Source organism: bacterium, from assembly GCA_013360195.1.
Lineage (GTDB): Bacteria > Electryoneota > RPQS01 > RPQS01 > RPQS01 > JABWCQ01.
In genome coordinates this window covers 24466-47531 of sequence record JABWCQ010000010.1, presented here as the reverse complement: position 1 = coordinate 47531, position 23066 = coordinate 24466, and the positions used below count along the sequence as shown (strand labels likewise).

The window sequence follows — 23066 nt, the reverse complement described above, 5'->3', positions numbered from 1 at the left end:
GTGCCAGTCAAAAAACAATAAGTTACACACATAATTCCTGGAAACTGAGAGAATTCTCTACGATCAATCGGGTGAAATCTCCCCGAGTCCGAGATCTCTGAGTTTAGTATACAAGGTCTTTGGGTCGATATCAGCAATTTGAGCGGCCCTTGTTCTGTTGCCTCCTGTGGCCATGAGTAACTTGCTGAACCACTCCCGTTCCCATCTCACTCTGGATTGTCGGAACGTCTCGGGCTCGTGATCCGGCTGGCCAATTACTCTTCTAATGTCCTCGGGATAGACTGTGTCACCTGCAACATACGCCGTAAGACGCTTGGCCAATCGCTGGACCGTACGGACATTGCCTTCCCAACTCAACGCGGCCAGAGTTGCCTTTGCCTCGGGGGAAAGCGCAGGCGGTCGACGGTCAAATTTCGTGGCCGCAACAGCAAGTTCACGTTCGAGGATAAGGAACATGTCCTCAATACGCTCTCTCAACGGCGGGATATTGAATGTAAACACATTCAGCCTTTCGTACAAATCCTCCCGAAATTCCTTTAGTTTTACTCTAGCCGCTAAATCCTTGTTTGTCGCCGCAATGACTCGCACATCTACTTTTGCTTCGGCATTCTGTCCGATCCGACGCACCATTCCATTCTCAAGGACGCGCAGCAGTTTTGTCTGTACGCTAGTTGACATGTCTCCAATTTCGTCCAGGAATATGGTTCCCCCATCGGCCGCGTGAAATAGCCCGTCTTTGCGGCTATAGGCCGTGGCGTGTGAACCCTGCTCGTACCCGAACAACTCGCTTTCGACGAGAGTTTCCGGAAACGCAGCGCAGTTAAACGGAATATAAGGCCCGTCTGCGCGTTTACTCTGAGAGTGAAGATACTCGGCAACAAGCTCCTTTCCAGTACCGCTCTCCCCGGTCAGCAGAACCTTTTCATCAGTTGCAGCAATCCGGTCGATTCTTGCCAGCAGTTCCTTCATGATTCCGCTTTCGGCGATGAGATAGTTGTCTCCTCGCAACTGCCTGCGAAGCCCTGCCTGCACTCTTTCGAGTCTACGCTTCTCAACGGCATTCCGAATTGGGAGCAGCAGTTCCTCGCGATTAGCGGTCTTCTCGATGAAATCATACGCACCTTGCCGAATGGCGCGAACGGCTCGATCATAGGTTGCGTGTGCCGTACCGATTACAACGGGAATTCCCGCATGCTCGCGTAGAATCCAAGGCAGCAATTCCAACCCGTCTCCGTCCGGCAACTGAATATCAAGCAGTATTGCATCAGGTTGCGCTTGCTCAAGGACCTTCTTCGCTGACGCACAGTCCTGTGCTTGCCAGACCTCATACTCCTCGAGTTCAAACGTGTCGGTCAGTTCTTCTCGCAATGCGCGGTCATCTTCAATTATCAAAACAATACTCTTGCGCGCCACTATTCACCTCCGTTTGCCGGCAAGAAAACTGATACGGTTGTTCCATTGCCTACTTGGCTTTCAATAAGAAGAGTGCCATGATGAGTCTCAGCGATCCATTTTGCGCTTAGAATTCCGAGCCCCTGACCTCCGGGCTTTAAGCTTCCCTTTGATTGAAGAATTCCTTCTATTACCTCGGGACTCATTCCCGGACCGCTGTCCGAAACGGTAATCAATATTCCATCCTTACCCGTTTCGGCGCGTTCAATCCCTACGTCCACAGGGCAGCCATTACTTGAAGCCTCCATGGCATTCCCAATTACATTTTCAAGAAGAGACTCCACAAGTCTGTAATCGAAGCGGATCCTAATATGACTTTCCGAATTCTTGAAGACGACCGGTGCTAATTCAAGCAGATTCATGCGCTCAACAGTGTTTGCCACAAGATCGTTGAGGTCGTGCTCTTGAAAATCTGGTTTGTTGACACGACTGACCACTTGAATTTGCCTCGTTGTCTGCAGCATTCGTCCAAACTCGCCTCGTAATCTGTCTATTTGCGCTCTGACGTTTGCATCGGGATACTGTTGCGATATCCTGGTCTCAAGATTGTCAAGAGTCCGCTGTGCTACCGCAATGGGCTTCTTGCTATCATGCGCCTGAAACGCGGTAAGCTGTGCCCATCCTTCAAGTACGAGTTTCTCGTTCCGCGCACGAACGTAGGCACGTCGAGTACGGTACGACCATGCCATCAACCAGAAGATGATCAAAACGCTAACGGCATAGCCGCTTGAAGCCGCCGCAAATTGAGCATAGTACCATCGGTTTTCAGTGATGTCATATCCCGTGTAGGCTTGGTCGGTGATCATCCATACTCGGGAAATTTCTCCGCTCCGAATGCGTTGCGTATCTTTGACCAGGCCATGCAGCTTCTCGGCGATAAGAACATTTCCGTCCAGATCATAGACTTCCAGCAGTCCATCAGGCGTTGTCACCGGAATTTCGTGTGTCCCGTCCCCGTTCAAGTCAAAGGTTCCATATAAGGCCGATACGTGTCTGGTGGACCACAAACTGTCCAAGTCATCATTGAAGACTGTTAACTTCGAATGGTAATTGTAGACGATCAACCTACGATCGCCGTCGCCTGTCTCCGAACCGGCAAGATAACATCGTCCATCCGAGACTTCTAATCGCCGTTCCTTCAGAATTTCCCCGGTGTAAGCATCAATTCTGCGCAGAACGGTCGGCTGCTTTTCCTTGTCATAGGCCGACACAAGCTCGAAGGAACTTGCGCGGCCAGAAAGACCGTCAAAGCTGACGCAATTGACAATGGAAAACGTCACTGGATACCCGCGTTTCCACAAATCACGCCCTGTTGCCGAGAGGCCGATAATGTACCCGCAGGTGTCTGCCGTGTCAATTGCGCGTGCGCCAGTCGCTGGCGCACCGGCGGCCCACAATATCACGAGGGAATCCGGGCGAGACGAGTCAAGAGATACTGCATCCGGCGGCGCGGCTTTCCAATTGTGCCATACTTCCTTTCCGGTTGCGACATCAATGACTAGAATGCCTCGTGGGATTTGCTGCCAGCCGGCAAAGACCTGAAACGCAAGCCCGTCTCCTCCATTCAGGCCGCCACCCGGCAAGAGAAAACAAGGCTTCATCCATATATCCCAGTGATCATTTCCACGTTCTGCAAAGTCTGACTGAAGGAACTTGAATTCCTGCCCGATCTTGTTCATCTCTGGCCAGTCAAAAAGGCTCATACCGAACTGCTGCTTGTCCTTGTAGGTCACACACAACTCAAGAGCAGTGTCCGAGTCGGCTTGGCACTCGAAGATAGCAAAAACCGGTAATCGAAAATTCACTGCTTTGATTGTGTTTCCCGCATCGTCCTCAATCGTCACATGGCCAAGATATGAACGACCGCCAGCGGGGTCTTCATTATACCAGCGTACCAGCCTGTCCCAACTCTCTTGCGGCTGGTGCCAAACCAAGATCGTTGGCACAGTATTCTGAGGGAAAGACTCAGCGCGAACGGACGTGAAGTGGTGCCTCTTTGGCCACCATTCCAGACTGAACGACGGAGAGGCACAAAACAGGCAGATGACAAGAGTGACAGAAGCAGGGCGGATCATGAAGAGGAAAAAGAAATGACTTTTGTATAAATCTAAGCACTTCTAGGCAAGATTGATACAGTTTGCCATGTATCAGTTAGGCGCGTCAAACGTGAAATATTTTTCACACATTCTCTTTCCTAAACATATGTAATTGCATATGTTCCAATACCAGCTGTTTTGTGGACATGGGTATCTTGAATACACCACGATTGTCCGTGCAGAGGCAGTCACCAAAAGTGGTAACCCCGGTATTACTCAAATATTCAATTGCAATCTTAATTTTCTTCACAAAAATAAAATGCCCCCGAGGGCATTTGGCATTCTGAAAAATCTTGTGCTCACGCAAGTCACACCCACCTACCAAGCAAGGAGGAATAAGTTAACACACCTCAAGAGCTATTTGCACCTGCTCCAGGTTCAGAAATCATCAGCCTTGAGACCGTATTGTTTCATCTTCAATTGAAGACTTCTTCTGCTGATCCCCAAAGCTATTGCTGTCTGTGAAATGTTCCCCTTGTGGACTCGCAATGCCTCCGTTATAAAACGCAGGCAGAATGCCCGCGAAGCCGCGCGGAGGTTTATAGGAAGTGGGCCAAATGTGAGCCGTAACGACTTGCGTCGTCGTGTGCCAGGGCGTTTCTTCTTTTGCATGTGCCAATATTAGCACCGCAGAGCGACAATACTCGTCGCGGAATACTCAATTATATCGCGATAGCATTTCGTGAAGCCTCTCTTTGAGTGTCTTTCGAAGCGATTCAGGCCCGAGAACTTGCACATATGTTCCCCATCTTAAGATCCATGCAATTAATTCTTCTGTCACCCCAACATTCATGGAAAGTACAATGTCCCCGTCCACTGTTTCAAGAATTTTTTGTGACGAATGCCAAAGTCGTCCCTCGATCGACGTGCGTATCGTTCTGCTGAATTTCATTTCAATCAGCTCTGGCTCAGCCCGCCACAAACCAAAATTAGACTTCAAGAATTCTGATAAGCTGAATGATTGGTCGCGTTCAAAGACATCGTTTGTCACCTCCAATTGTGCAACCTTGGTGAGGCTCAGATAGATCCAGTTCTTGTGGCGTGGCTGAAAGACCACGGCGTAAATTGCACCGCGATGAAGAAGCAGGCTGTAAGGATGAATCGGATACTGCTTGCCGTTATAAGTAACATTGCATACACGCTGCAGAAGCAGAGCTCGAAACAGCTCTAGAAGAGCCGGTCCTGCAGGTCTTAAATCAACCTTGCCTGGCTCATGGAAGGCGAACCCGTCCCGCAGATTCAAGAATGCGTCAATCATTTCCACACTGTCAACCGGTGCAATCTGTTCGAGCCGGTCGTAGACTCGTTCCAGGCTCTCACCGATTCGTGTGCCTGCAAACAATTCGCGGAACTGCCCAAGCAGAATCGCAGCCAGCAGCTCATCCGGCTCGAGAACAATCGGAATAAAATCAAAGTTACGATGCAACGACCAATGATGTTCGCCGTGCGCTCCGACTTCGACCGTCAGAGGAATATTCGCGCCTTCAATGGACTTCATCAATCGTTGAAGCGATCGCTTGGTAACTTCTCCATCAAAGAGCTGATATAGCTCTTCAATTGTCACTCGGTCATGAGTGGACATACGCTGAAGAATGCGCAGCGCCCGCTGGAGGGAGGTGTGGTCTTGCATAGGAAGTAAGTGGTAAGACCCGGGTGATGTACTCTTGAAATAGGAAGTGCACTCAGCGCGTAGCACGTCGCCGTTCCCTATTACAAAAATCGAAAATTTACAACAGTTTTGCAAGTCCCCCAGGCTAAATCTACAAAATTCACCAAAGTTCAGCGGTCAAGGTGTGAAAAAACATACACACCTGATTTCCCGCAAGTGACGGACTCAAACCATTGTCTGATTTTGTTTTATTTAGGTATAATCAGGACAACCCGAATGCCGCAAGGTGAAGACGAGATGCAATGTTGTGATGCTCTTACTGCCCCATTCAGTCGGGGCAATAAGAAGCCTCGGCACATTGCGGAATGCGCCCGAGAGAGGTGTGCGACATTTTTTGTCGCGGTAAGCAAAGAGACAAGAAAAAGGGGACACGGTCCGTGGCCCCTCGGCAAACAATCCGGAAATCGAAACCACACTCAACGATTGGTAAATTTTGTCAGCCTGCTTCGAAACAGTGAGACCACCTGTTCGGCCATTTCTACTTGTGTCAGCCGCGCCGTATTCAGGATGAGATCATAGATCTCCTGCTCATTTGAGTCGCGATGCAAGTACTTCTGATAAAAACTCCTTCGTGCCATATCCTGCTCGCGCATATGTCTTAGTGCTTCCTCGACACTCCAGCCGCGCCGCTCCATCAGTCCGCGCAGCCTGTATTCCTCCGGAGCCACCAGTCTGATATGCAATCCTCCGGGGAGATCGTGTGTAACGATTGCACCTCCGCGCCCCACAATAATGCAGTGACCAAGAGACGCAGTTGCTCTCATTGTGCTGACAAGCTTATGAAGAAGTCGTAAGTCGGAAATCTGGCCGAAGATTGTGTCGAAGAAATCCTCAATAGCAGTGCGCGCTCTGGAATCAAGGGCGGACATCAACTGGTCATACGAGTATTGCTGATCGGCCATTGCTTCAATTAGGCGGCGGCTGTAAACTTGCCACGAGCCGGTGTCCAACTTTTCACAGGAATCCAGTTGCGGTGCCAAGTATTCAGCAAGTGCAACAGCTTCACAGCCAAATTGACGCGAGATAGTTATAAATGGTTTCGGCGCGTGTTCACGGGAAGTTGAAAGCTCCTTCAGCCGCGAAGCTACACGTATCTGCGCTTCAAGATTCTGTTCAGCGCGGGAAGGTAATGGATTTTTCATGGCAAAAGTTCTCCCGATAAAAGTGGAGAAATCGATGAGTCGGCTCAATCCTGACTATTAAACGCCTGAAGAAGTCAAATTGATTCCAAGCGGTTTTCTTCAAAATAGCATGTTCCGCGCAGTTCTGCAACTCATCCGTCCCGCTTTCGTGAGCACGGGCAATTAAGCTATCTGAATTGGACAAATTGTGGAAGAATTACATCGCAGGTTACAGAAGGTGAATTACCATATTAAACGAGTCTACCTTTGTCGTTTCTCCGGCAAGCATCCAAAGTAATCAATATTATGAAATTGGGAAAATCTGGAAATCTGTCCTTGGGAAATTGAATTGTAACTCCCGAATTTGTATTTTTTGGGTATTGTCTCCGTTCAGTATCCAGACCAGACCTCAGGAGAATTCCATGGCAAGATCGGCAAAATTTTTCACAAACTTCCTAGCGCTGGCCGTGTCGGCTGTCTGCTTTGCATCTGAGTCAAATGGAAACATTCAGACGAAGTATCGGGCGTGCGACTCTGGTCGGGAGGTGCAGTTCACCACCCCGGTTCCGGTCGCCTCCCCGGCTGCGCCGGCGTATGTGGTCCCGTCCGGGGGCGGTGAAATTCCCATTTCGGCAGTCGGCAGTCTGCTGTGGCAGGTAGGTGATGCGGTCGGTTTGATGGACAACGTGGCCATCGCCGATAATGGCAGCATTGCCGCTATCGGAGTTAGTCTGAACAACCACAGCCTGCGGGTATTTGATGCAGTCTCAGGGGCTCTAAACTACGAGGTGCCTGGCAACGATGGGCTGAGCAGCGTGGCAGTAAGCCCGAACGGGTCTCATGTCGTGTGGTGTCAGAATCGGGCCTTACGGGTTTATCCCGGCGATGAAGGAAACGAGATTTGGTCCCTGACCCTCGAAGGCAATCACAGCTTTAACGGAATGGCACTTTCAAGCGATGGAGAGTGGATCGTCGCTTTGGCCACTATTGGACCGGACACATTTGCCGTCATGCTCCTATCCACGGCAACGGGTGAACAAATTGGGGAATCCTACATTCCCAATACGATTTCCAATAACCACTGGATTGGCGCGAAAATATCGGGCGACGGTTCCAGGATTGTGGCAACCACCCGTTTCCGCATATATGTTCTCGATTCACAGACGGGAGCGGTTGTTTGGAACGAAGATGGCCGCAACACCGAACATCCGGCCACGATATCGGGTGATGGCCGGATTATCGCCACGGCAGCGAACAATGATGGCAAAGTGCATTGCTATATCTGGGATGAGGCCAACTCCACGTACATTCAATTCTGGGAGTATCGGTTCAGCGGCGGAACCTCGAACTGGGGCACAGCTACCGCGGTCTCGCGAAATGGCGAGACGATTGCCGCCGGCTCCATGCAGTTCACATCGACGGGATTCGAAGGGTATGTGGCGGTGTTTGAGACGAACGGAGGCGGAGTCCCGCTTTGGGTGTCTGCTGGTATGGGTGACCTCGTCGGCGGAATGGAAATCTCCGACGATGGGCTGACCATCGCCGCATGTTCCTGGGGATATCTGAACGACAGCCAACCGGATATCCGCGTCTGGCAGAAGTACAGCTCGACCCCCTTTTACACATACACACACCCCGGTTCTCCCAACGATTTGGACATATCAGCTGACGGAACAAGATTAATTGCCGGCGGAAAGGGTGTTCACAACCGGACTTTTGGAAATGGTGGCCGCGCGTATGTTTTTGAGCTCGACCTCGAAGGCGGAAGCGTTGGCGGCAGCGTGGACATTCAGGGCACAAATGACGATTCTGGCGTATGGATTGAAGCGATTGGAACCCACTTGCATGCCTTTTCATCGGCTTCCGGTGCCTATCAAATCGACCATATTCCAGCGGGTACTTACACTATAACAGCCCGCAAGCTTGGCTATTCGACGGCATCAGTCAGCAACGTTGTCGTCACTGAAGATGGCTTGACTGGCGGAGTGAACTTCGTTCTCACGCCAATGGAATCACCGCCGCAGAATCTAATAGCCGTGAGCGGGCAGTTAACAACCATCGGCCTGTCCTGGGATTTGGCTGGACTAGCCCGGGAACGTGCCCGCGAACTTGAGGCTCTCTATGCCGTTGGGGACATTCTGCAGAATCCGGCCCTCTTGCCAGGACCGGTCAGATCGATTGTTGAGCCGGGTTGGGCACTAAACTCTGAACCTCGCAACGGCCGAGACGGAGTTCTTGACGACCCGGATTCTATCCATGTCTGGCGCGCCCCGTTGTCCGGCGGTCCGTACAGTCTTGTCGCTTCCATTTCCGGTTCATTGACGTCCTATAACGACAGTCTGAATGTCTATCCCGGCGTAACTTACTACTACGTTGTAACTGGGGTATACAGCAACGGAGAAACAAGCTATTCAAACGAAGCGGCAGGCGCTCTGGACGACTCTTATTTGGTTTACGACCCGGTCGTGCCGGCAATCGTCAACCCTGTAGTGTTTGACGGAATTCTCTCGCCCAACGAATGGTCGGATGCTGTACGCATAGACATTTCCGATGTTCTGGGGTACGACGGTCGAAATGCTCCGCAAACGGCGTTCTTGTACATGAAGTACGATGACACAGCTGACATGCTGTATCTCGCTTGTGAAGATCACGCGAATCCTTCACTTGATGACGGTGAAGGTTTCGGCATCTACGTGGACGATGACGATTCCGACACATGGACCTACTCACGCCCCGGAAGTGAAGGGAATTACTGGGCCTATTACTTTGCGTCGGGTTCGACACTCAGATATCGCTCACTGTCCGGTGCGCCGTACAATGTTGATCCGTATTACTCATTCACAAACCCGCAAATCGGGTTTTCGACATCCGCAGGCTATTTCACAGGCGAGGTTGCCATTCCGCTTGGATTTCATGAACTCTATGAAACTGCCCTTTACGGACCTGATAAGACTCCGGGCATCGGCTTCTTCGTCATTCAGCGTCAAGCCGGAGTTGCAATTTTCGACGGCTATTGGCCGCAAAACATCCCCTCGATCGTAAGTAATCCGGAGTACTTCAGCAACTCGTCTATTCAGGCCACTCTGGCGGTTCCACCAGCGGCGCCTGGGAATGTTCAAGTGACAAGAAACGGAAACCTTCTTAACGTGACATGGGAAGACCCGACGCTTGGCATCGACGATTTGCCGGTCGCTGGACTTGCCGGCATAAAGCTGTACCGCAACGGCGAACTCCTGGACTATGTTCCGATCGGCGAAGAGGTCTACACGGATGAAACGGTCGCCTATGGCGCGTGGTATGACTATTCTCTGAGCGGATTTATCATGGAAGGAGAAGAAGATTTCGACGGACCCCGGTCGCTTGCCGTCGGCGAGTACGCCGGTGCGGCGCCCGAAGTTGAGTATTTGGTCTACGACGACGGCACATGGGAGTTTTTCATGATTGTCTCGGGCTTGTACGATCAGAACCGCTTTGCGGTGCGATGCGACATGCCGCCGGACCGTGACTTTGTTTATACTGTCCAATTAGCAGTAAACTCTATTGCGCCGATTGGAATTGGCGTGGCGGATGACAACGGTGGAGTTCCCGGTGCACAGCAGTTCGGACCCTATTTCATTATTCCGCCGGTGGCTCTCGAGCTTTTCACAGTGCATATTCCCGGTGAGAATCCACCCGCTCCGTTCGGGTCATTCTGGACAACACTTGACTGGGCATCCGACCGTCCGTCAGAGCCCGGGATCGCGACCGACGGAAACGGCAACGAAGGGCGCAGCTTCTGGCACCAAGGGGCAACCGGTTGGCAGAATCAGCCTTCAAACTTCATGATTCGGACCGGAGTAGGCGATATCGTATCGGAAGCCAATCAATCTGCACCCGGTATCGTCTATGAATACGGTTTACAGCAAAACTACCCCAATCCATTCAATCCCGAGACGGTGATTCCGTTCACACTGGGAAGGAGCGGCGACGCACAACTGGCGATTTACAACATTACTGGTCAGCTTATTACAACACTCGTCAGCGGCAATCAGCCCGCCGGTCACCACGTTGTAAGATGGAACGGCCGCGATGCCGGAGGCGTGGATCTTTCAAGCGGGATCTATTTCGCGCGACTGACTTCCGGCGAGTTCACGCAGACCAGGAAACTGATGCTGCTGAAATAACATCCCAAAACAATCAATAAGAAAGCCAGCGGCTCTCGCCGCTGGCTTTTGATTTATTGGAGTGTAACTTACTTCGTGGTCGCGTGAGCTTCAGCCTCTTGAATTGTCGGTCTGATATGTTTGATCACCATGAACAGCAGCGCCGCAGCACCTAGCGATGCCGCGACCAGAATCGCAAAGAACGTGCTGTGAGGCATGTCATCCCACAATCCGCCGACAAGGCCGCAAAGATAATTTCCGGTTGCAGTAGCGGCGAACCAACCGCCCATCAGCAGGCCGCGCATTCTGGCCGGAGCAACCTTGTTCACGAGCGAAAGTCCCATGGGTGAAAGGCATAGCTCGCCTATGGTGATGACCGCATAGGTGGATACGAGCCACCACTCGCTAACACGTCCAGTATCTCCTCCGGCAAGACCTGCAAATGTCATGATAGTATATGCCGCGGCAGTCAGGAGCATGCCAATACCAATTTTCGCTGCTGTGGATGGCTCGGCATTTCGCTTGCGCAGCAGCGTCCACAACAAGACCAGAAGCGGTGTGAACAGCAAGACAAACGCGGGGTTAATCACCTGGAATAATTCCGGCGACCACGTTGTGTCCGTGCAATCACGAGCCCAAAACGTAAGGGTGAATCCGTTTTGATGGAAGGCCATCCAGAACACGATGACCACGCCAAAGACTAGCAACAATGCGTTGATTCGTGCACGTTCCTGTTTCGGAGTCAGTGCCACTGCGTTCGGATTCACGTCCGCGGCGGCCTTCATTGCCGCAACGTCGCCTGCCAAAACGTGTTTGCGAAAGAGCGTAAAAATCAAGAGCGAAAACATCATGCCGACACCGGCCGCTCCGAACGCCCAGTGCCAACCAAAATTATTGCGAAGATATGCGGCGACAATCGGTGAAAAGAACGCGCCGACGTTAATACCCATGTAAAAGATATTATACGCGTCGTCCCGCTTTTCAGGCATGTCCCTGTACAGATTGCCCAACAATACGGAGATGTTTGGCTTGAATAATCCGTTGCCGATAATCAGGCAGCAGAGTCCGGCAAAAAACGTGGGCAACGGCGGAAAGGCGAGCAACAAATGCCCCATGCCCATGAAAACACCGCCAATGAGGATGGCTTTGCGGAACCCGAGCCATCGGTCGGCCAGCAACCCGCCGAACAACGGGCTGAAATAGACCAGGGCGATGTATCCACCATATACCTGTCCGACTGTTTTAGTGTCGAACCCCAGACTCTCGTTCATGTACAGCGCGAGAATCGCGAGCATACAGTAAAAACTGAAGCGCTCCCACATCTCAGTAAAGAATAGTACGGTCAGCCCCGGCGGATGCCTGTGTTTGACCGCGGGAGTGTTAGCGACAGAGTGACTAGTCATAGGCTGAAATTCGCTTCGTATATTTGTTCATAGTCCACTTCAACTTAGGCATTCATGTCTGACCAGCGCTTGGCCATACGGGCGAAGATGATCAAGGCTATAACTGCAAGAATGCCGATGATTGCAAATGGAATCCATACGGCATATTGCGGGGAGTACGTGTCCCAGAGCAGTTGCGTAGCCTGCACAGCATCCTTTCCGGTGAGCTCCTGCAGCTTCAGGAAGGCATCAGTTCTCTCGACTCCTAACAGGGTGGACAGGCTTTCGGGATCGCCGTTCCAACTCTTGCCGCTGCCCATTGGCGTATGCTCAAGAATGTACTTCTGGGCAAGCACGGCCTTTTCGCCGAAATTGCCGTACAAGTAGCCCGCAAGTTTTGACCCGAAGAAACCTCCGATTCCTACCGGTATGTTCACGTAGCCAAGGTAGAGTCCTTTTTTGCCTTCCGGAGCTATAAGTCCAAGGTACTCATTCTTCTTCGGACCTGTGAGCATTTCACCGGCACTGAAGAAAACCACACCCAACAGAAACACCCAACCACTTGCTGTAAATCCAGCGACGAGGATTCCACCCGTGGCAATCAGCATTCCGATAACCATCGCTTCCAACGTCCGCAGCTTGCGAACAAGCCAGGAGACGGGAATCATACAAATCACGATCAGTAACGAGTTCAGAGCGAGCATATTCTGCTGTAAGACTTGGGTACCTCGATCAGTCGATCTCGACATGAACTCCGGCAAGATACCCGCCACACCGGAACTATCCACCCAGTCTGTGAGGAAATTCGGATGGAGGTCCCATAGCTGATACATCATCAGCCAGAAGCAGGACATGATTCCTAACCACGCCAGTAGACGCGGCTCGAAGATGTTCTTAATTGTCCGCAGGAATACATGAATCGGTCCTTCCGTCTTGTCCGCCTTCGAGTCAAAGTCCTTGAATGTGAACAGCATGATGTAGTTGCATGCCGTGAACGCTGCTGAGCCCAGGAATACAGCTTTCCAGCCGATTCCGACTTGAAGAACTCCGGCCAGCGGATGAGCGATGAAAGCCCCGACATTGACAATCCAATAGAAGATACCCCAGCCCACCGAGGAATTAGTCTTGTCCAGATTCTGCGCCAGCGAGCCCTGCAAGCCCGGTTTGAAAAATGCAGTTCCCGTGGCGAGCACCAGCACACCCGCAAAGAATCCCCAGAACGTTCGGAGATAAGCCATCATCACAAAACCGATGATGTTCATCGTCACGGAAAAGAAAATTGTCTTCTTGTATCCGTAGCGGTCGGCATAACCTCCAGTGAACATCGGAAGTACCGATTGAAATACGAACCACCATGCGAAGATAGTGCCCTTATCAGCTGCCGTAAAGTGCAGTCCACCGGGATCATCCGCCTGCATGATATAGACCGCCACAACACTGCGAACTGTAAAATAGGCCAGCCGCTCAAACATCTCGATGATGCAGAGCATCCAGTAGCCCATACGGAAACCGAGCAAAGTGCGGCCCGCTTGAGTTTCAGATGTAATCATAATTATTGGAATAAAATGGAGTTTCGCGGTGAACCCGCAGATAGGACTTTGAAGGATACGAAGAAACAAACCCCAAGTCAAGCGTGTCCAATACCTGCAAATGAAAGTCATATCTTGACAAGTTGACCGTCGTGCCTCTGTTCAACTTGTGATGAACAAACTCAAGCGCATAAAATATTGTAAACAATTATTTTGCGTTTTGGTTTCAGTTCCGAAATAAAATTGAACATGCGAGCAGTAAATCATGACATGAAAACTGCTCTGAATCGTGCTTAAGATGGACCAGAGTGTACTAAACGGCACTCTGTACAAGGGCTTCAGGTTGGGATTGCCACGTTTCGAAGCGAACGCGCCAAGGACCAAACTCTAATTCGTATAAGCAAGGGGGATGCACGACATCTATCTCTAGAATCTGCATTTAGTAATGAACGTCCGAACAAATCAGTCAAACAAAAAAGCCCTGTAAAACAATGTTTTAGCAGGGCTTTACATGTGCACCCACAGGGACTCGAACCCCGAACCAATTGATTAAGAGTGAATTGGCAGGGTTTGTTTTTTATGATTTTACAAGGCTATAAAGACAGATTTGGGACAAATTCGGAGCAGAAAATGCCGAGATCGGATTCACAACGGAAGCAAGCGATTGCCGACAAATAAGTCTGAACAATAGGGGACATTGAGACACCCAATGAAAAGCTTTCCTTCATTACGTGCGCCCTCAAGTAGTGCGACGTGAATGCCCGTGACAGGCCATGAGGGAAAAGAAACTCACAAGAACTCATTAGTTTGGGGCTTCTGTATCGGAGATCCATGCAACGATCAATTTGCCCTCAATAGAATCTACCGCTTTACAGCCTTACTCGGTTCAACCGTAGCGCGTTTAGGATAACTGAGACAGAACTGAACGTCATTGCGGCACTTGCAATCACCGGACTTAAGAGCAATCCGAAGAACGGATAGAGAATACCAGCAGCAATCGGAACACCAAGAACGTTGTAAATGAAAGCGAAGAACAAATTCTGCTTGATGTTTCGCATTGTGGCACCGCTCAGATTCCGTGCCTTAACAATTCCGCGTAGATCACCCCTTACCAAAGTTATGCCCGCGCTTTCCATAGCCACGTCAGTCCCAGTTCCCATTGCAATTCCAACGTCAGCCTGGGCTAATGCCGGGGCATCATTGACTCCATCGCCAGCCATCGCGACTTTTCGGCCTTCCTTTTGCAAGCGCTTAATGACCTCAATCTTTCCTTCAGGAAGTACATCTGCTTCAACCGTTTCAATACCTAGCTTTGTAGCAACTGCTTTCGCCGTCGTCAGATTGTCACCTGTCAACATGATTAGCTCGATACCAGCTTCGCGCAATTGTGCAATCGCGTTCGGTGTTGACGCTTTTACCGGATCAGCAACTCCGATTAGGCCGGCGAGACCGTTGTCGACTACCACATGCATGACGGTCTGACCTTCTGTTCTAAGTGCTTCGGCTCGCGCAAGCAACTTATTATCTGTTATTCCCAGACTTTTCAAAAGCGTCATATTGCCAAGGGCGACCCCTTTCCCGCTAATTGTACCAATCACACCTTGCCCAGTCTTCGACTGAAAATCGGAAGCTGCGCTTAGCTCGAGCTCTCGGTCTTTGGCGGCCTTAACAATTGCCTCGGCAAGTGGATGCTCGCTACCTTGTTCCAAGCTCGCAGCAAGTTTCAAGAGGTCGTTGGCGCTCAACTCGCCTGTCGGCTCTATGCTCACGACTTGAGGCTTGCCTTCAGTCAGGGTGCCAGTCTTATCGACGACCAAAGTATCAATCTTGATCATTGTTTCAAGGACTTCCGCACTTTTGATAAGCACACCAGAGCGAGCACCTTGCCCGGTTCCAACCATGATGGACATTGGCGTGGCCAAACCCAGAGCGCACGGACAAGCGATGATCAAAACCGCGACAGCGTTTACCATCGCATAGGCCAGTGCCGGATTCGGTCCCCAAATCAACCAAATAATAAATGTGAGAACAGCTGTAACTACAACTGCAGGCACAAACCAAGCAGATACAATATCAGCAAGTCTCTGGATCGGTGCCCTGCTCCGTTGCGCATCGCTTACCATCCGAACAATCTGCGCAAGCACCGTCTCGGAACCAACATGCTCTGCACGCATTACAAAGCTGCCTGTGCCATTCACCGTTCCCCCGATCACACGATCGCCAGTTGCTTTTGCCGCAGGAATGGGTTCACCGGTAATCATGGACTCGTCCACATTGCTCGAACCTGCCTCAATCGTGCCGTCAACAGGAACCTTCTCCCCGGGCCTGACCCTGAGCAGGTTACCGGCAATTACGTTTTCAAGAAGGATGTCACTCTCGTCACCGTTCTGTTGAACAACTCGTGCAGTTTTGGGTGCTAATCCTAAGAGTGCCTTAATGGCGCTTGACGTTTTGCTTCGAGCACGAAGTTCGAGCACTTGCCCAAGCAAAACGAGAGTAACGATAATAGCCGCAGCTTCAAAGTAAACAGGTATCAAACCCATCTCATCGTGCATTGCGACGGGGAAGACACTTGGCAGAACGATTGCAATTATGCTGTAAAGGTATGCAGTCCCCACTCCGATAGAAATCAGCGTGAACATATTCAGGTTGAAGCTGATAATCGAATTCCAACCACGCACAAAGAAAGGCCAGCCTCCCCAGATTACGACAGGCGTAGTAAGCAATGCTTGGAGCCACAATAGTGAAGAAACGGGCAACGAGCCAAACAATTTAGAATGAATGCCCATACCCCACATTGCGAGAACCATCACCACAACCGAGAATACGCTGCTGATCCAAAACCTCCGCGACATCTCTTCCAGCTCAGGATTCTCTTCGTGCTCTGTCAGTATCGCTACGAGCGGCTCCAATGCCATGCCGCAGATTGGGCATGAACCAGGTCCGGTTTGCCGAATTTCCGGGTGCATCGGACATGTGTAAATACCCTCCTCCGAAGTGCTCTGTCTTTTCGGAGATGGCTTGACTTTGGCATGGCTGTCTTTGGTGGCGCTATCAGGCATGTTTCTAACCAGATACTGAACCGGATTCCCTTGGAACTTGTTTAGGCAGCCTTGACTGCAAAAGTAGTAGGTATTATGTTCGTGGTGATGTGAAAAGCGCGCAACAGATGGGTCCACCTTCATCCCGCATACCGGGTCTATTGCCAGGTTCACCTCCTTAGATGGACCTGATTGCGTGTGTTCGTTGTGCTTTGAATGATCCAATCAAATTTCTCCCCTGAATAATCAGTTACCAATACTCGGTCTCAACTTTCGCCCCGCTGGTAAGGCACAACAACGGCGTTGATTCATACCAAGGCGATGGAACAACTAACTGATGCTGTAATCCTCCATCTTCTTCCGCAAAGTCGGACGCGTAATCCCCAGTACTTCACAAGCTTTTCCTAAGTTCCCGCCGACTTGTCCTAACACCCATTTGATATGCTCTTTTTCGACTTCTGCCAAGGCCTGAAGTTCTCTTTTAGCTCCAGTTGGGTGTGAAGCAGGTTCCAGAAAATCTACTGACAACGTGTCGCCAGTACTTCGAACTACTGCCTGAGTCAAGACGTTCTCAAGTTCACGAACATTGCCCGGCCAAGAATAGTTCATGAGTCGCTTCACAACTGGCTCTGGGACTTTGTTTACTTTTCTGTGCAGATCTAAATTGATTTTCTCAAGCAGGTGTTCCACGAGCGGCAGTATGTCTTCTTTTCGCTCGCGGAGCGGAAGCAAGTTGATTTGAAATACATTCAGCCGAAAGTACAAGTCTTCACGAAACTCGCGAGTCCCTGTCAAACTTTCAAGATGTTGATGTGTAGCTGCGATGACACGAGCCAAAAACGGGATTTGCGCTGTACCGCCAACCCGCTCAAAACAACGCTCCTGAAGGACCCGCAATAGCTTTGCCTGGAGCTCCATTGACAAGTCACCGATCTCATCCAGGAAGAGGGTGCCATGCCCAGCGTATTCGCATTTCCCCAGTTTACGGTCAACTGCTCCGGTAAAAGCGCCCTTCTCATGACCAAACATCTCCGACTCCATAAGCTGCGAAACGATTGCTGAACAGTTTACGGCAACGAATGGTTCATCCGGTGTTGAGTTATAATGAATAGCTCTTGCAACAAGTTCCTTGCCCGTCCCGCTTTCGCCGGAAATGAGAACATTAACCTTTGATTTAGCCGCCATCCCAATTTGCTTGTGAGTATTGAGGATGGACGCACTAACTCCAGCTATTCGTCCTGCGTTGAACTCGTTCTCATGTTGATTTATCGCGATAGTTTTTCGACTTACGCGAAGCTCTCTGACCGCATCTTCAAGTGACAAATCCAGTTCGTCAATGTTCAAAGGCTTGTGAAGATAGTTAAAGGCTCCGTGCTTCATCGCATGGATAGCATATTCCATGTCTTGATGGCCCGTGATCATCAACACGATCGCTTCGCTACCTGCTTCCATTTGCTCTTTCAGAAGTGAAGTGCCCTCGCCGTCTGGCAGTTTTAGATCTAATAGAACAATTTCAGGATTATGGCGGTTCCAGAGATCCTTGCCTGATCTGAGAGAGTCTCCGCAGAATACCCGGAAGCCCTTGTCCGCCAAATGAAGTTCCATTGTTCGGCGAATGGCGTCATCGTCATCAATAATGAGGATTTTTTCCATACTACGTTGACCGTGGCAGTGAAATGCTAATTTCGGAACCTTCGTTCATCCGGCTCCTGAATGTGATATGTCCCTCATGCGCATCGACAATCTTTTTGGCGATGGCTAACCCCAGTCCCGTACCATTCTTCCTTGTTGTAAAGAACGGCTCGAATACGTGTTTCACGCTCTCTTCTTGAAGACCCATGCCGTTGTCTTTGATGGATAGAACTGTAGCATGAGGACTTGACTCTGAAATCAGTTCAATCTTTCCATCCGACCGGCCCGAGGCGTCAATCGCTTGAAGGGAATTAGTGATGAGATTCCAGAATACTTGCATGAACCGCTCGTCGTCAACGCTCACAACATCTAGAGGATTCTGATGTCTGGCATGCAGTACTGCATTGCGCTCATCGAGTAGCGTTGAAAAATCTCTTGATACTCGGTTAAATAGCTCCAGAACGGTCACATTGCGTTTCTGGATTGTGATTGTTTTTGAATAATCTAAAAGCTCCGTCAGCATGGTTTCAATGCGCTCCGTTTGACTCTTCGCCAATTGGAAATGCTCTGAATGAACCAGTTCGCCTTGAAGATCCTTTGTCTCTAATATCCGCAAGTTCATTTTAATGGCAGAAAGCGGATTTCGGATCTCGTGGACGACGCTGGCAACCAGCTCGCCGATTGCAGCGAGCCGTTCGGATTGAACAAGCTGTTTTTGTGAATCCTTCAGCGACTGAACCATCTGATTGAAACTTGCAGCTAAGTCGCCCAGCTCGTCATTCAACTGGATGGCGACTCTCCTGCCCAAATCACCCTTTGAAACTGCAGAGCTTGCGTTTGCCAATTCCCTGATTGGCTTGCTTAATGTACGCGAGATAAACGCAACAACGATGAGAATCAACCCAAGTGTGCCGATCGCTACCAGCATTGCGTTTCTGCGTAACATTTGTAATGACGCAAACGCTTCATTTGCGTCAATCTCAGTGATCAGAGCCCATTGTTCATTCGGTAAAAAGTCCCAAGCTCCGATGACATCGCGACCTTCAAAATCGTGATATAATTCCACGCCGCTTGAACCCTGGAGGGCAAGTTGAATCCCCCGCGAATCCATTGTATGAGTCAGTGGCTTTGGGTGGTTCATGAAACGCGACGGCGTGAGCATTACCTTGTTTTTGTCAACCAAGTAGGCTTGACCTGAGAACCCAAGTCCTGTCGTATCGAGAATTATCGGATTCAAGGTGTAAGCCAAACCAAGCGTCGTGATTACTACTCCTACTGGCTTTCCGAACTCATTAGTAACGCGGCCGCTAAGATGAATCGTCAACCCGAATTCGTTGTGCAGATGAATCGGACTTGTCAAGGGCTGGCTTGAATTCATTGCCTCAAGGACAAAGTCATGCATTTCGGCCAGAGTTTCATCTGTGTGCTTTGTGCATGCCAGCATTGTTCCGGATATTGAGTAAACACAAATGAACTCGTAGGCCTGTGATTGTGCTTTATAGGAATCTAGGAGCCTCTCAAGGCTCCGTCGGTTGTCCGCAGATATGGCCCCTAGCTGACATGCCTCCACTATTGAAGGGTTTGCGGATAGGACTTCAGTGTCTGCCCTCCGCTCGGCAAACCATTGTTCTATCTGACTTTTCTTCTGTTGGGATATTGCCTGAATATGAAGATAGGCCTCTTTCTTGACAGCAAGGCGCGCGAAATAGTAGCCCTGATAACCCATAAAGAGCAAAGGGATTAAAGCTACAAGCACGAACCAGCTAAGTAGCCGCTTGCCTATTTTGCCAAAAACAGCCATGGTGTGAATATACAAAAGCAATAGTTAAGGGTAAAGTCACAATGCACCACAATATGTGCCTGCAACTGCATCATTACGCGCAGACATTTCCGCTTAGAATGCGAAGTGGTCGGGACCCAAGACTATTATAGATCCAAGATGCCCCGCGAGCCCTGCACCTATAGCAGCAAGCAATAGCACTCCGCGTAATGCCCATTTAAACCATACTGATGTTGAAGATCGCTCTGCCGCCCAAGCGAAATAGGCCGCAACCATGGATAGCCCAGCAACTGACGTCCCGACCCAGCGATGAAAAGTCAAGTATTGCATAAGGTCGATAGGGTAGTGTGCATTCCACGCGGCTGCCCAGCCCAGTGTGGCCGCTACCACCGAGCACGCTGCTGTGAAGTAGATGAAATGTCGGCTAAAAGCTTGCAATCTCTTTTTGCTGGACGCCCACGATGACAATTCAGCAAGCGCCGCAGTAATGAGAAGCGCGATTGGGAAATGAACCACCAGTGGATGAAACTTCCCCGCGAAATTGACCCAATTCAGTTTGGCATCGCTTTCCTGGACATGATCTGTTGCATGTTCATGTATTTCTTCATGCGTCGAGGTGTGCTCATCTCCGTGGTGTTTGGGTTCCAGATCAGAACTCTCCCCCATGGAATACGCAGCGCTGTCCTGGTGTCCTTCAGAGTCCGGGATTGTAGAATTAGCCGAATGAAATTGCGAGAGGTTTGCCAGATAAAGACCCGGACTTCGAAGGAAGTCACGGCGACAACGCGTGCAACAGAAATATACCCGCTGTCCTTTATAATTCGTGTAGATTGTCGAATCTACCTTCTCGTCGGGCAACACGGGACAAAATTCGTTGCGAACCTGTACGGCTACAGGAAGCTTCGAAAGAGCAAGCGGGGCTCCGGCGAGCCCCGCTATCACAATCAGAGCAAATCCAAGTCGATGGAACTTAGTGGTGGCCTTCATGTCCGTTCTGATGTTCAGTCTTCACTTGATTTGATTCTTCGGGCACCATACCTCGTTTAGATTCATAGGCGGCGCTAAGTTTCTCCAAGTACTTTGCAGGCTCCTTCTTGATATTCTTGATGCAGCCTTTGCAACATAGCTTGAAGTACTGGTTGTCATACACGAAGTCAACAGGATCTCCCATTTCTCCCCCAAAGGCTTCACCGCTTACAATACAAGTCTCAAGCGGGTAGCCGGGCTTCTGCTTGGCAATGATCGCGTCATCAAGCTTCTTCATGAAGTTCGCCTGATCCTTCTCAAACTTTTCAGGGCACATATTGCAGCAAAACTTGACTTCGCGTCCCTCGTACACTTTCGTCACCGGTTCGCCCATTTCACCAAGCTTCTCGCCTGACACAATACAGTTGTCTATCGGATAGGCGAGTTTTTCTTCAGCTGGCGCGTCGGAATGGGCAGATTTCGTGTTCACTGGGTCGGCAGAAGCAAGAAGCGCTTCTCCCTGTTCGTGTCCCTCTGAGTGACCATCACTTGTTGTCGCGCAGCAACTGACGACGTTTGTCTGACTTTGTACACCGTGACGGTCTCCCTGGCCAAGTCCAATAATTCCGCCAACAGCCATTGTCGCCATCATAGCAGCCATTATGAATACCATCGTAGTTCCCATTGTCGTTTCTCTTTCTGTGTTTCTGAAACCAAAGACCAGTGATAGAATATCCAGTTTCGCACAACTACAAGGCCGGGCGGTAAATAATCCCATTCGGAGAAACGCCCACACGAATAGTTGCTATGACCGTTTTTGACTCGCAGTCAATTACCGATACAGATCTGTCCATTTCATTCGTGACATAGGCCCGGCTGCCGTCTGGCTTGAACGAGATTCCGTGCGCACGGCTTCCAGTGACAATATCTGCAACCCATGTGCGCGTCTGGAGATCAAAGACATGCACGGAACCGTTGTCTTCATCGGCGACGTACACTTCAGTGCGCGTAGGACTATGGATCGCCTGACCAGGCGTGTAACCGAGTGCCAAGGTTGTATCGACAGCAAATGATTCAATAGCAATAACTGAAATAGTCTTGGACACTTCGTTTGTCACCCATGCCTGGGTGCCGTCCGGCGTGATCCAGGCACCCACTGGGCCACTACCTACATTGACGTGCTGAACTGTGGCGGACTCCTCGAAGTGCACCTTAGAAACTGTCCCTGATCCGTTGTTCGCGGTCAAGGCGTGTTCGCCATCCGGGGTGAGCGTAACTTCCAGGGGCGATGTGCCAACCATGTAGCTACCCACTTCAGTAAGCGTTGTGGCGGAATATTTGTGCACCATATTGTGCATCGAATTTGCTGCGATGATGAACTCACCGTCGGGAGTCATCGTGCATTGTGAGTCATACCCTCAAAGGTAATCCTGTTTGTTTCAAGCAACGTTCGTGAATCCAGCAGAATTATCCTGGACATCATGGTTTCATTTCCCCCACCGTGGCCTCCGTGACCGCCATTTCCTCCACTCTCTTCATGTCCTGTGCTCAAATCTTCGTTGGGGTCTGATACAATCAGCTTCGTGTTATCTGCCGAAAGATAGATATGGTGTAAATAGCCAACCGAATCAATGGGCTGAATTCCAATCAACGTGTTTGTCTCGGGGTTAATTACAGCAATATCACCTGATCCTCCGTCTGCGACAAAGACTACGTCTTGCGAAATGTCAAGCGTGATTTGGTGGACGATTGCCGGACCGGTTGAAAACGCCGTCCGAATTTCATCATCACCCATTCCACCCATCATCATGCCATTCCCCATGCCACCCATTCCCATCGTGTCCATCATCATGTGATACATCATCCCGTCCATACCCATCATCATACCCATAAGGTGAACGGTGTAGGTCATGTTCTCTTGCAGTGCTGCAGTGGGCTGCATGGTCAGGATGGTGTTGTCGTTGTTCCATGAGTATGTTACTGCAACCGGTGCCGTGCCAATTCCCCATCCTTGGTGCAGCATAAACATCTCGTCCATATGGTCCATGACCATCATCGCATGATCAAACGTCACCGTAATGGTGGACTGGGTCGGAGCATTTACAGCATTATCTGCCGGGGTAACTGTCACAAGCACTTGATCGTCTATGGTCTGAGTATCGTCACCGCTATCGCTTTTGCAGCCCGTTAGAATAGCCACTGCAAGAATAACCGGGAACAGAAGAATGTAAAATAGCTTTGACATCAGGAAATCCT

The 23066-nt window shown here is 50.3% G+C and carries 15 protein-coding genes; 1 reads left to right on the top strand and 14 read right to left on the bottom strand.

From position 1 onward, the window contains the following. Positions 1-63: 63 nt before the first annotated feature. From HUU59_08525 to HUU59_08505, 5 genes are all read right to left on the bottom strand, one after another. Positions 64-1413, bottom strand: coding sequence for a sigma-54-dependent Fis family transcriptional regulator (locus HUU59_08525; GenBank protein ID NUO19476.1), 1350 nt, complete (start codon positions 1411-1413; stop codon positions 64-66). Next, positions 1413-3398, bottom strand: coding sequence for a HAMP domain-containing histidine kinase (locus HUU59_08520; GenBank protein ID NUO19475.1), 1986 nt, complete (start codon positions 3396-3398; stop codon positions 1413-1415). The genes HUU59_08525 and HUU59_08520 overlap by 1 nt, the downstream gene beginning before the upstream one ends. 528 nt (positions 3399-3926) lie before the next feature. Beyond that, a complete protein-coding gene (locus tag HUU59_08515; GenBank protein NUO19474.1) occupies positions 3927-4160 on the bottom strand; it encodes a hypothetical protein in 234 nt (77 codons plus the stop codon). Positions 4161-4206: 46 nt separating this feature from the next. After that, on the bottom strand, positions 4207-5178 hold the full coding sequence (locus HUU59_08510; GenBank protein ID NUO19473.1) for a WYL domain-containing protein: 972 nt from the start codon (positions 5176-5178) through the stop codon (positions 4207-4209). Between the two features lie 455 nt (positions 5179-5633). Then, the gene (locus HUU59_08505) at positions 5634-6359 is read right to left on the bottom strand and encodes a cytidylate kinase-like family protein (GenBank protein ID NUO19472.1); all 726 of its coding nucleotides are present in this window, start codon (positions 6357-6359) and stop codon (positions 5634-5636) included. Between the two features lie 401 nt (positions 6360-6760). Between HUU59_08505 and HUU59_08500 the strand changes: the two genes are divergently transcribed. Then, positions 6761-10501, top strand: a complete 3741-nt coding sequence (locus tag HUU59_08500; protein ID NUO19471.1) for a T9SS type A sorting domain-containing protein — start codon at positions 6761-6763, stop codon at positions 10499-10501. Positions 10502-10569: 68 nt separating this feature from the next. Here the strand turns inward: HUU59_08500 and HUU59_08495 are convergent, their stop codons facing one another. The 9 genes from HUU59_08495 to HUU59_08455 form a co-directional block, all read right to left on the bottom strand. Continuing rightward, complete coding sequence (locus HUU59_08495; protein ID NUO19470.1) at positions 10570-11883, bottom strand: peptide MFS transporter; 1314 nt, start codon at positions 11881-11883, stop codon at positions 10570-10572. A 44-nt stretch (positions 11884-11927) separates the two neighbouring features. Beyond that, the gene (locus tag HUU59_08490; protein ID NUO19469.1) at positions 11928-13412 is read right to left on the bottom strand and encodes an MFS transporter; all 1485 of its coding nucleotides are present in this window, start codon (positions 13410-13412) and stop codon (positions 11928-11930) included. 848 nt (positions 13413-14260) lie between these two features. Beyond that, a complete protein-coding gene (locus HUU59_08485) occupies positions 14261-16576 on the bottom strand; it encodes a heavy metal translocating P-type ATPase (GenBank protein NUO19468.1) in 2316 nt (771 codons plus the stop codon). Between the two features lie 186 nt (positions 16577-16762). After that, positions 16763-18085, bottom strand: coding sequence for a sigma-54-dependent Fis family transcriptional regulator (locus HUU59_08480; GenBank protein ID NUO19467.1), 1323 nt, complete (start codon positions 18083-18085; stop codon positions 16763-16765). A gap of 1 nt (position 18086) precedes the next feature. Further along, the gene (locus HUU59_08475; GenBank protein NUO19466.1) at positions 18087-19865 is read right to left on the bottom strand and encodes a sensor histidine kinase; all 1779 of its coding nucleotides are present in this window, start codon (positions 19863-19865) and stop codon (positions 18087-18089) included. A gap of 93 nt (positions 19866-19958) precedes the next feature. Continuing rightward, a complete protein-coding gene (locus tag HUU59_08470) occupies positions 19959-20831 on the bottom strand; it encodes a hypothetical protein (protein NUO19465.1) in 873 nt (290 codons plus the stop codon). Then, positions 20815-21483: a hypothetical protein gene (locus tag HUU59_08465; protein ID NUO19464.1), complete on the bottom strand. Its 669-nt coding sequence runs from the start codon at positions 21481-21483 to the stop codon at positions 20815-20817. The genes HUU59_08470 and HUU59_08465 overlap by 17 nt, the downstream gene beginning before the upstream one ends. A 76-nt stretch (positions 21484-21559) precedes the next feature. Continuing rightward, positions 21560-22123 (bottom strand): YncE family protein, encoded by a 564-nt coding sequence (locus HUU59_08460; protein ID NUO19463.1) that lies wholly within the window; start codon positions 22121-22123, stop codon positions 21560-21562. Between the two features lie 80 nt (positions 22124-22203). Next, positions 22204-23055: an Ig-like domain-containing protein gene (locus HUU59_08455; GenBank protein ID NUO19462.1), complete on the bottom strand. Its 852-nt coding sequence runs from the start codon at positions 23053-23055 to the stop codon at positions 22204-22206. Positions 23056-23066 lie beyond the last annotated feature (11 nt).

Excerpts from the sequence above, each read along its gene's own strand:
- HUU59_08470 (NUO19465.1), bottom strand. The coding sequence starts at position 20,831 with ATGAAGGCCACCACTAAGTTCCATCGACTTGGATTTGCTCTGATTGTG.
- HUU59_08505 (NUO19472.1), bottom strand. The coding sequence starts at position 6,359 with ATGAAAAATCCATTACCTTCCCGCGCTGAACAGAATCTTGAAGCGCAG.
- HUU59_08495 (NUO19470.1), bottom strand. The coding sequence starts at position 11,883 with ATGACTAGTCACTCTGTCGCTAACACTCCCGCGGTCAAACACAGGCAT.
- HUU59_08490 (NUO19469.1), bottom strand. The coding sequence starts at position 13,412 with ATGATTACATCTGAAACTCAAGCGGGCCGCACTTTGCTCGGTTTCCGT.
- HUU59_08500 (NUO19471.1), top strand. The coding sequence starts at position 6,761 with ATGGCAAGATCGGCAAAATTTTTCACAAACTTCCTAGCGCTGGCCGTG.
- HUU59_08455 (NUO19462.1), bottom strand. The coding sequence starts at position 23,055 with ATGTCAAAGCTATTTTACATTCTTCTGTTCCCGGTTATTCTTGCAGTG.
- HUU59_08475 (NUO19466.1), bottom strand. The coding sequence starts at position 19,865 with ATGGCTGTTTTTGGCAAAATAGGCAAGCGGCTACTTAGCTGGTTCGTG.
- HUU59_08515 (NUO19474.1), bottom strand. The coding sequence starts at position 4,160 with ATGCAAAAGAAGAAACGCCCTGGCACACGACGACGCAAGTCGTTACGG.
- HUU59_08465 (NUO19464.1), bottom strand. The coding sequence starts at position 21,483 with ATGGTATTCATAATGGCTGCTATGATGGCGACAATGGCTGTTGGCGGA.
- HUU59_08480 (NUO19467.1), bottom strand. The coding sequence starts at position 18,085 with ATGGAAAAAATCCTCATTATTGATGACGATGACGCCATTCGCCGAACA.
- HUU59_08510 (NUO19473.1), bottom strand. The coding sequence starts at position 5,178 with ATGCAAGACCACACCTCCCTCCAGCGGGCGCTGCGCATTCTTCAGCGT.
- HUU59_08485 (NUO19468.1), bottom strand. The coding sequence starts at position 16,576 with ATGAAGGTGGACCCATCTGTTGCGCGCTTTTCACATCACCACGAACAT.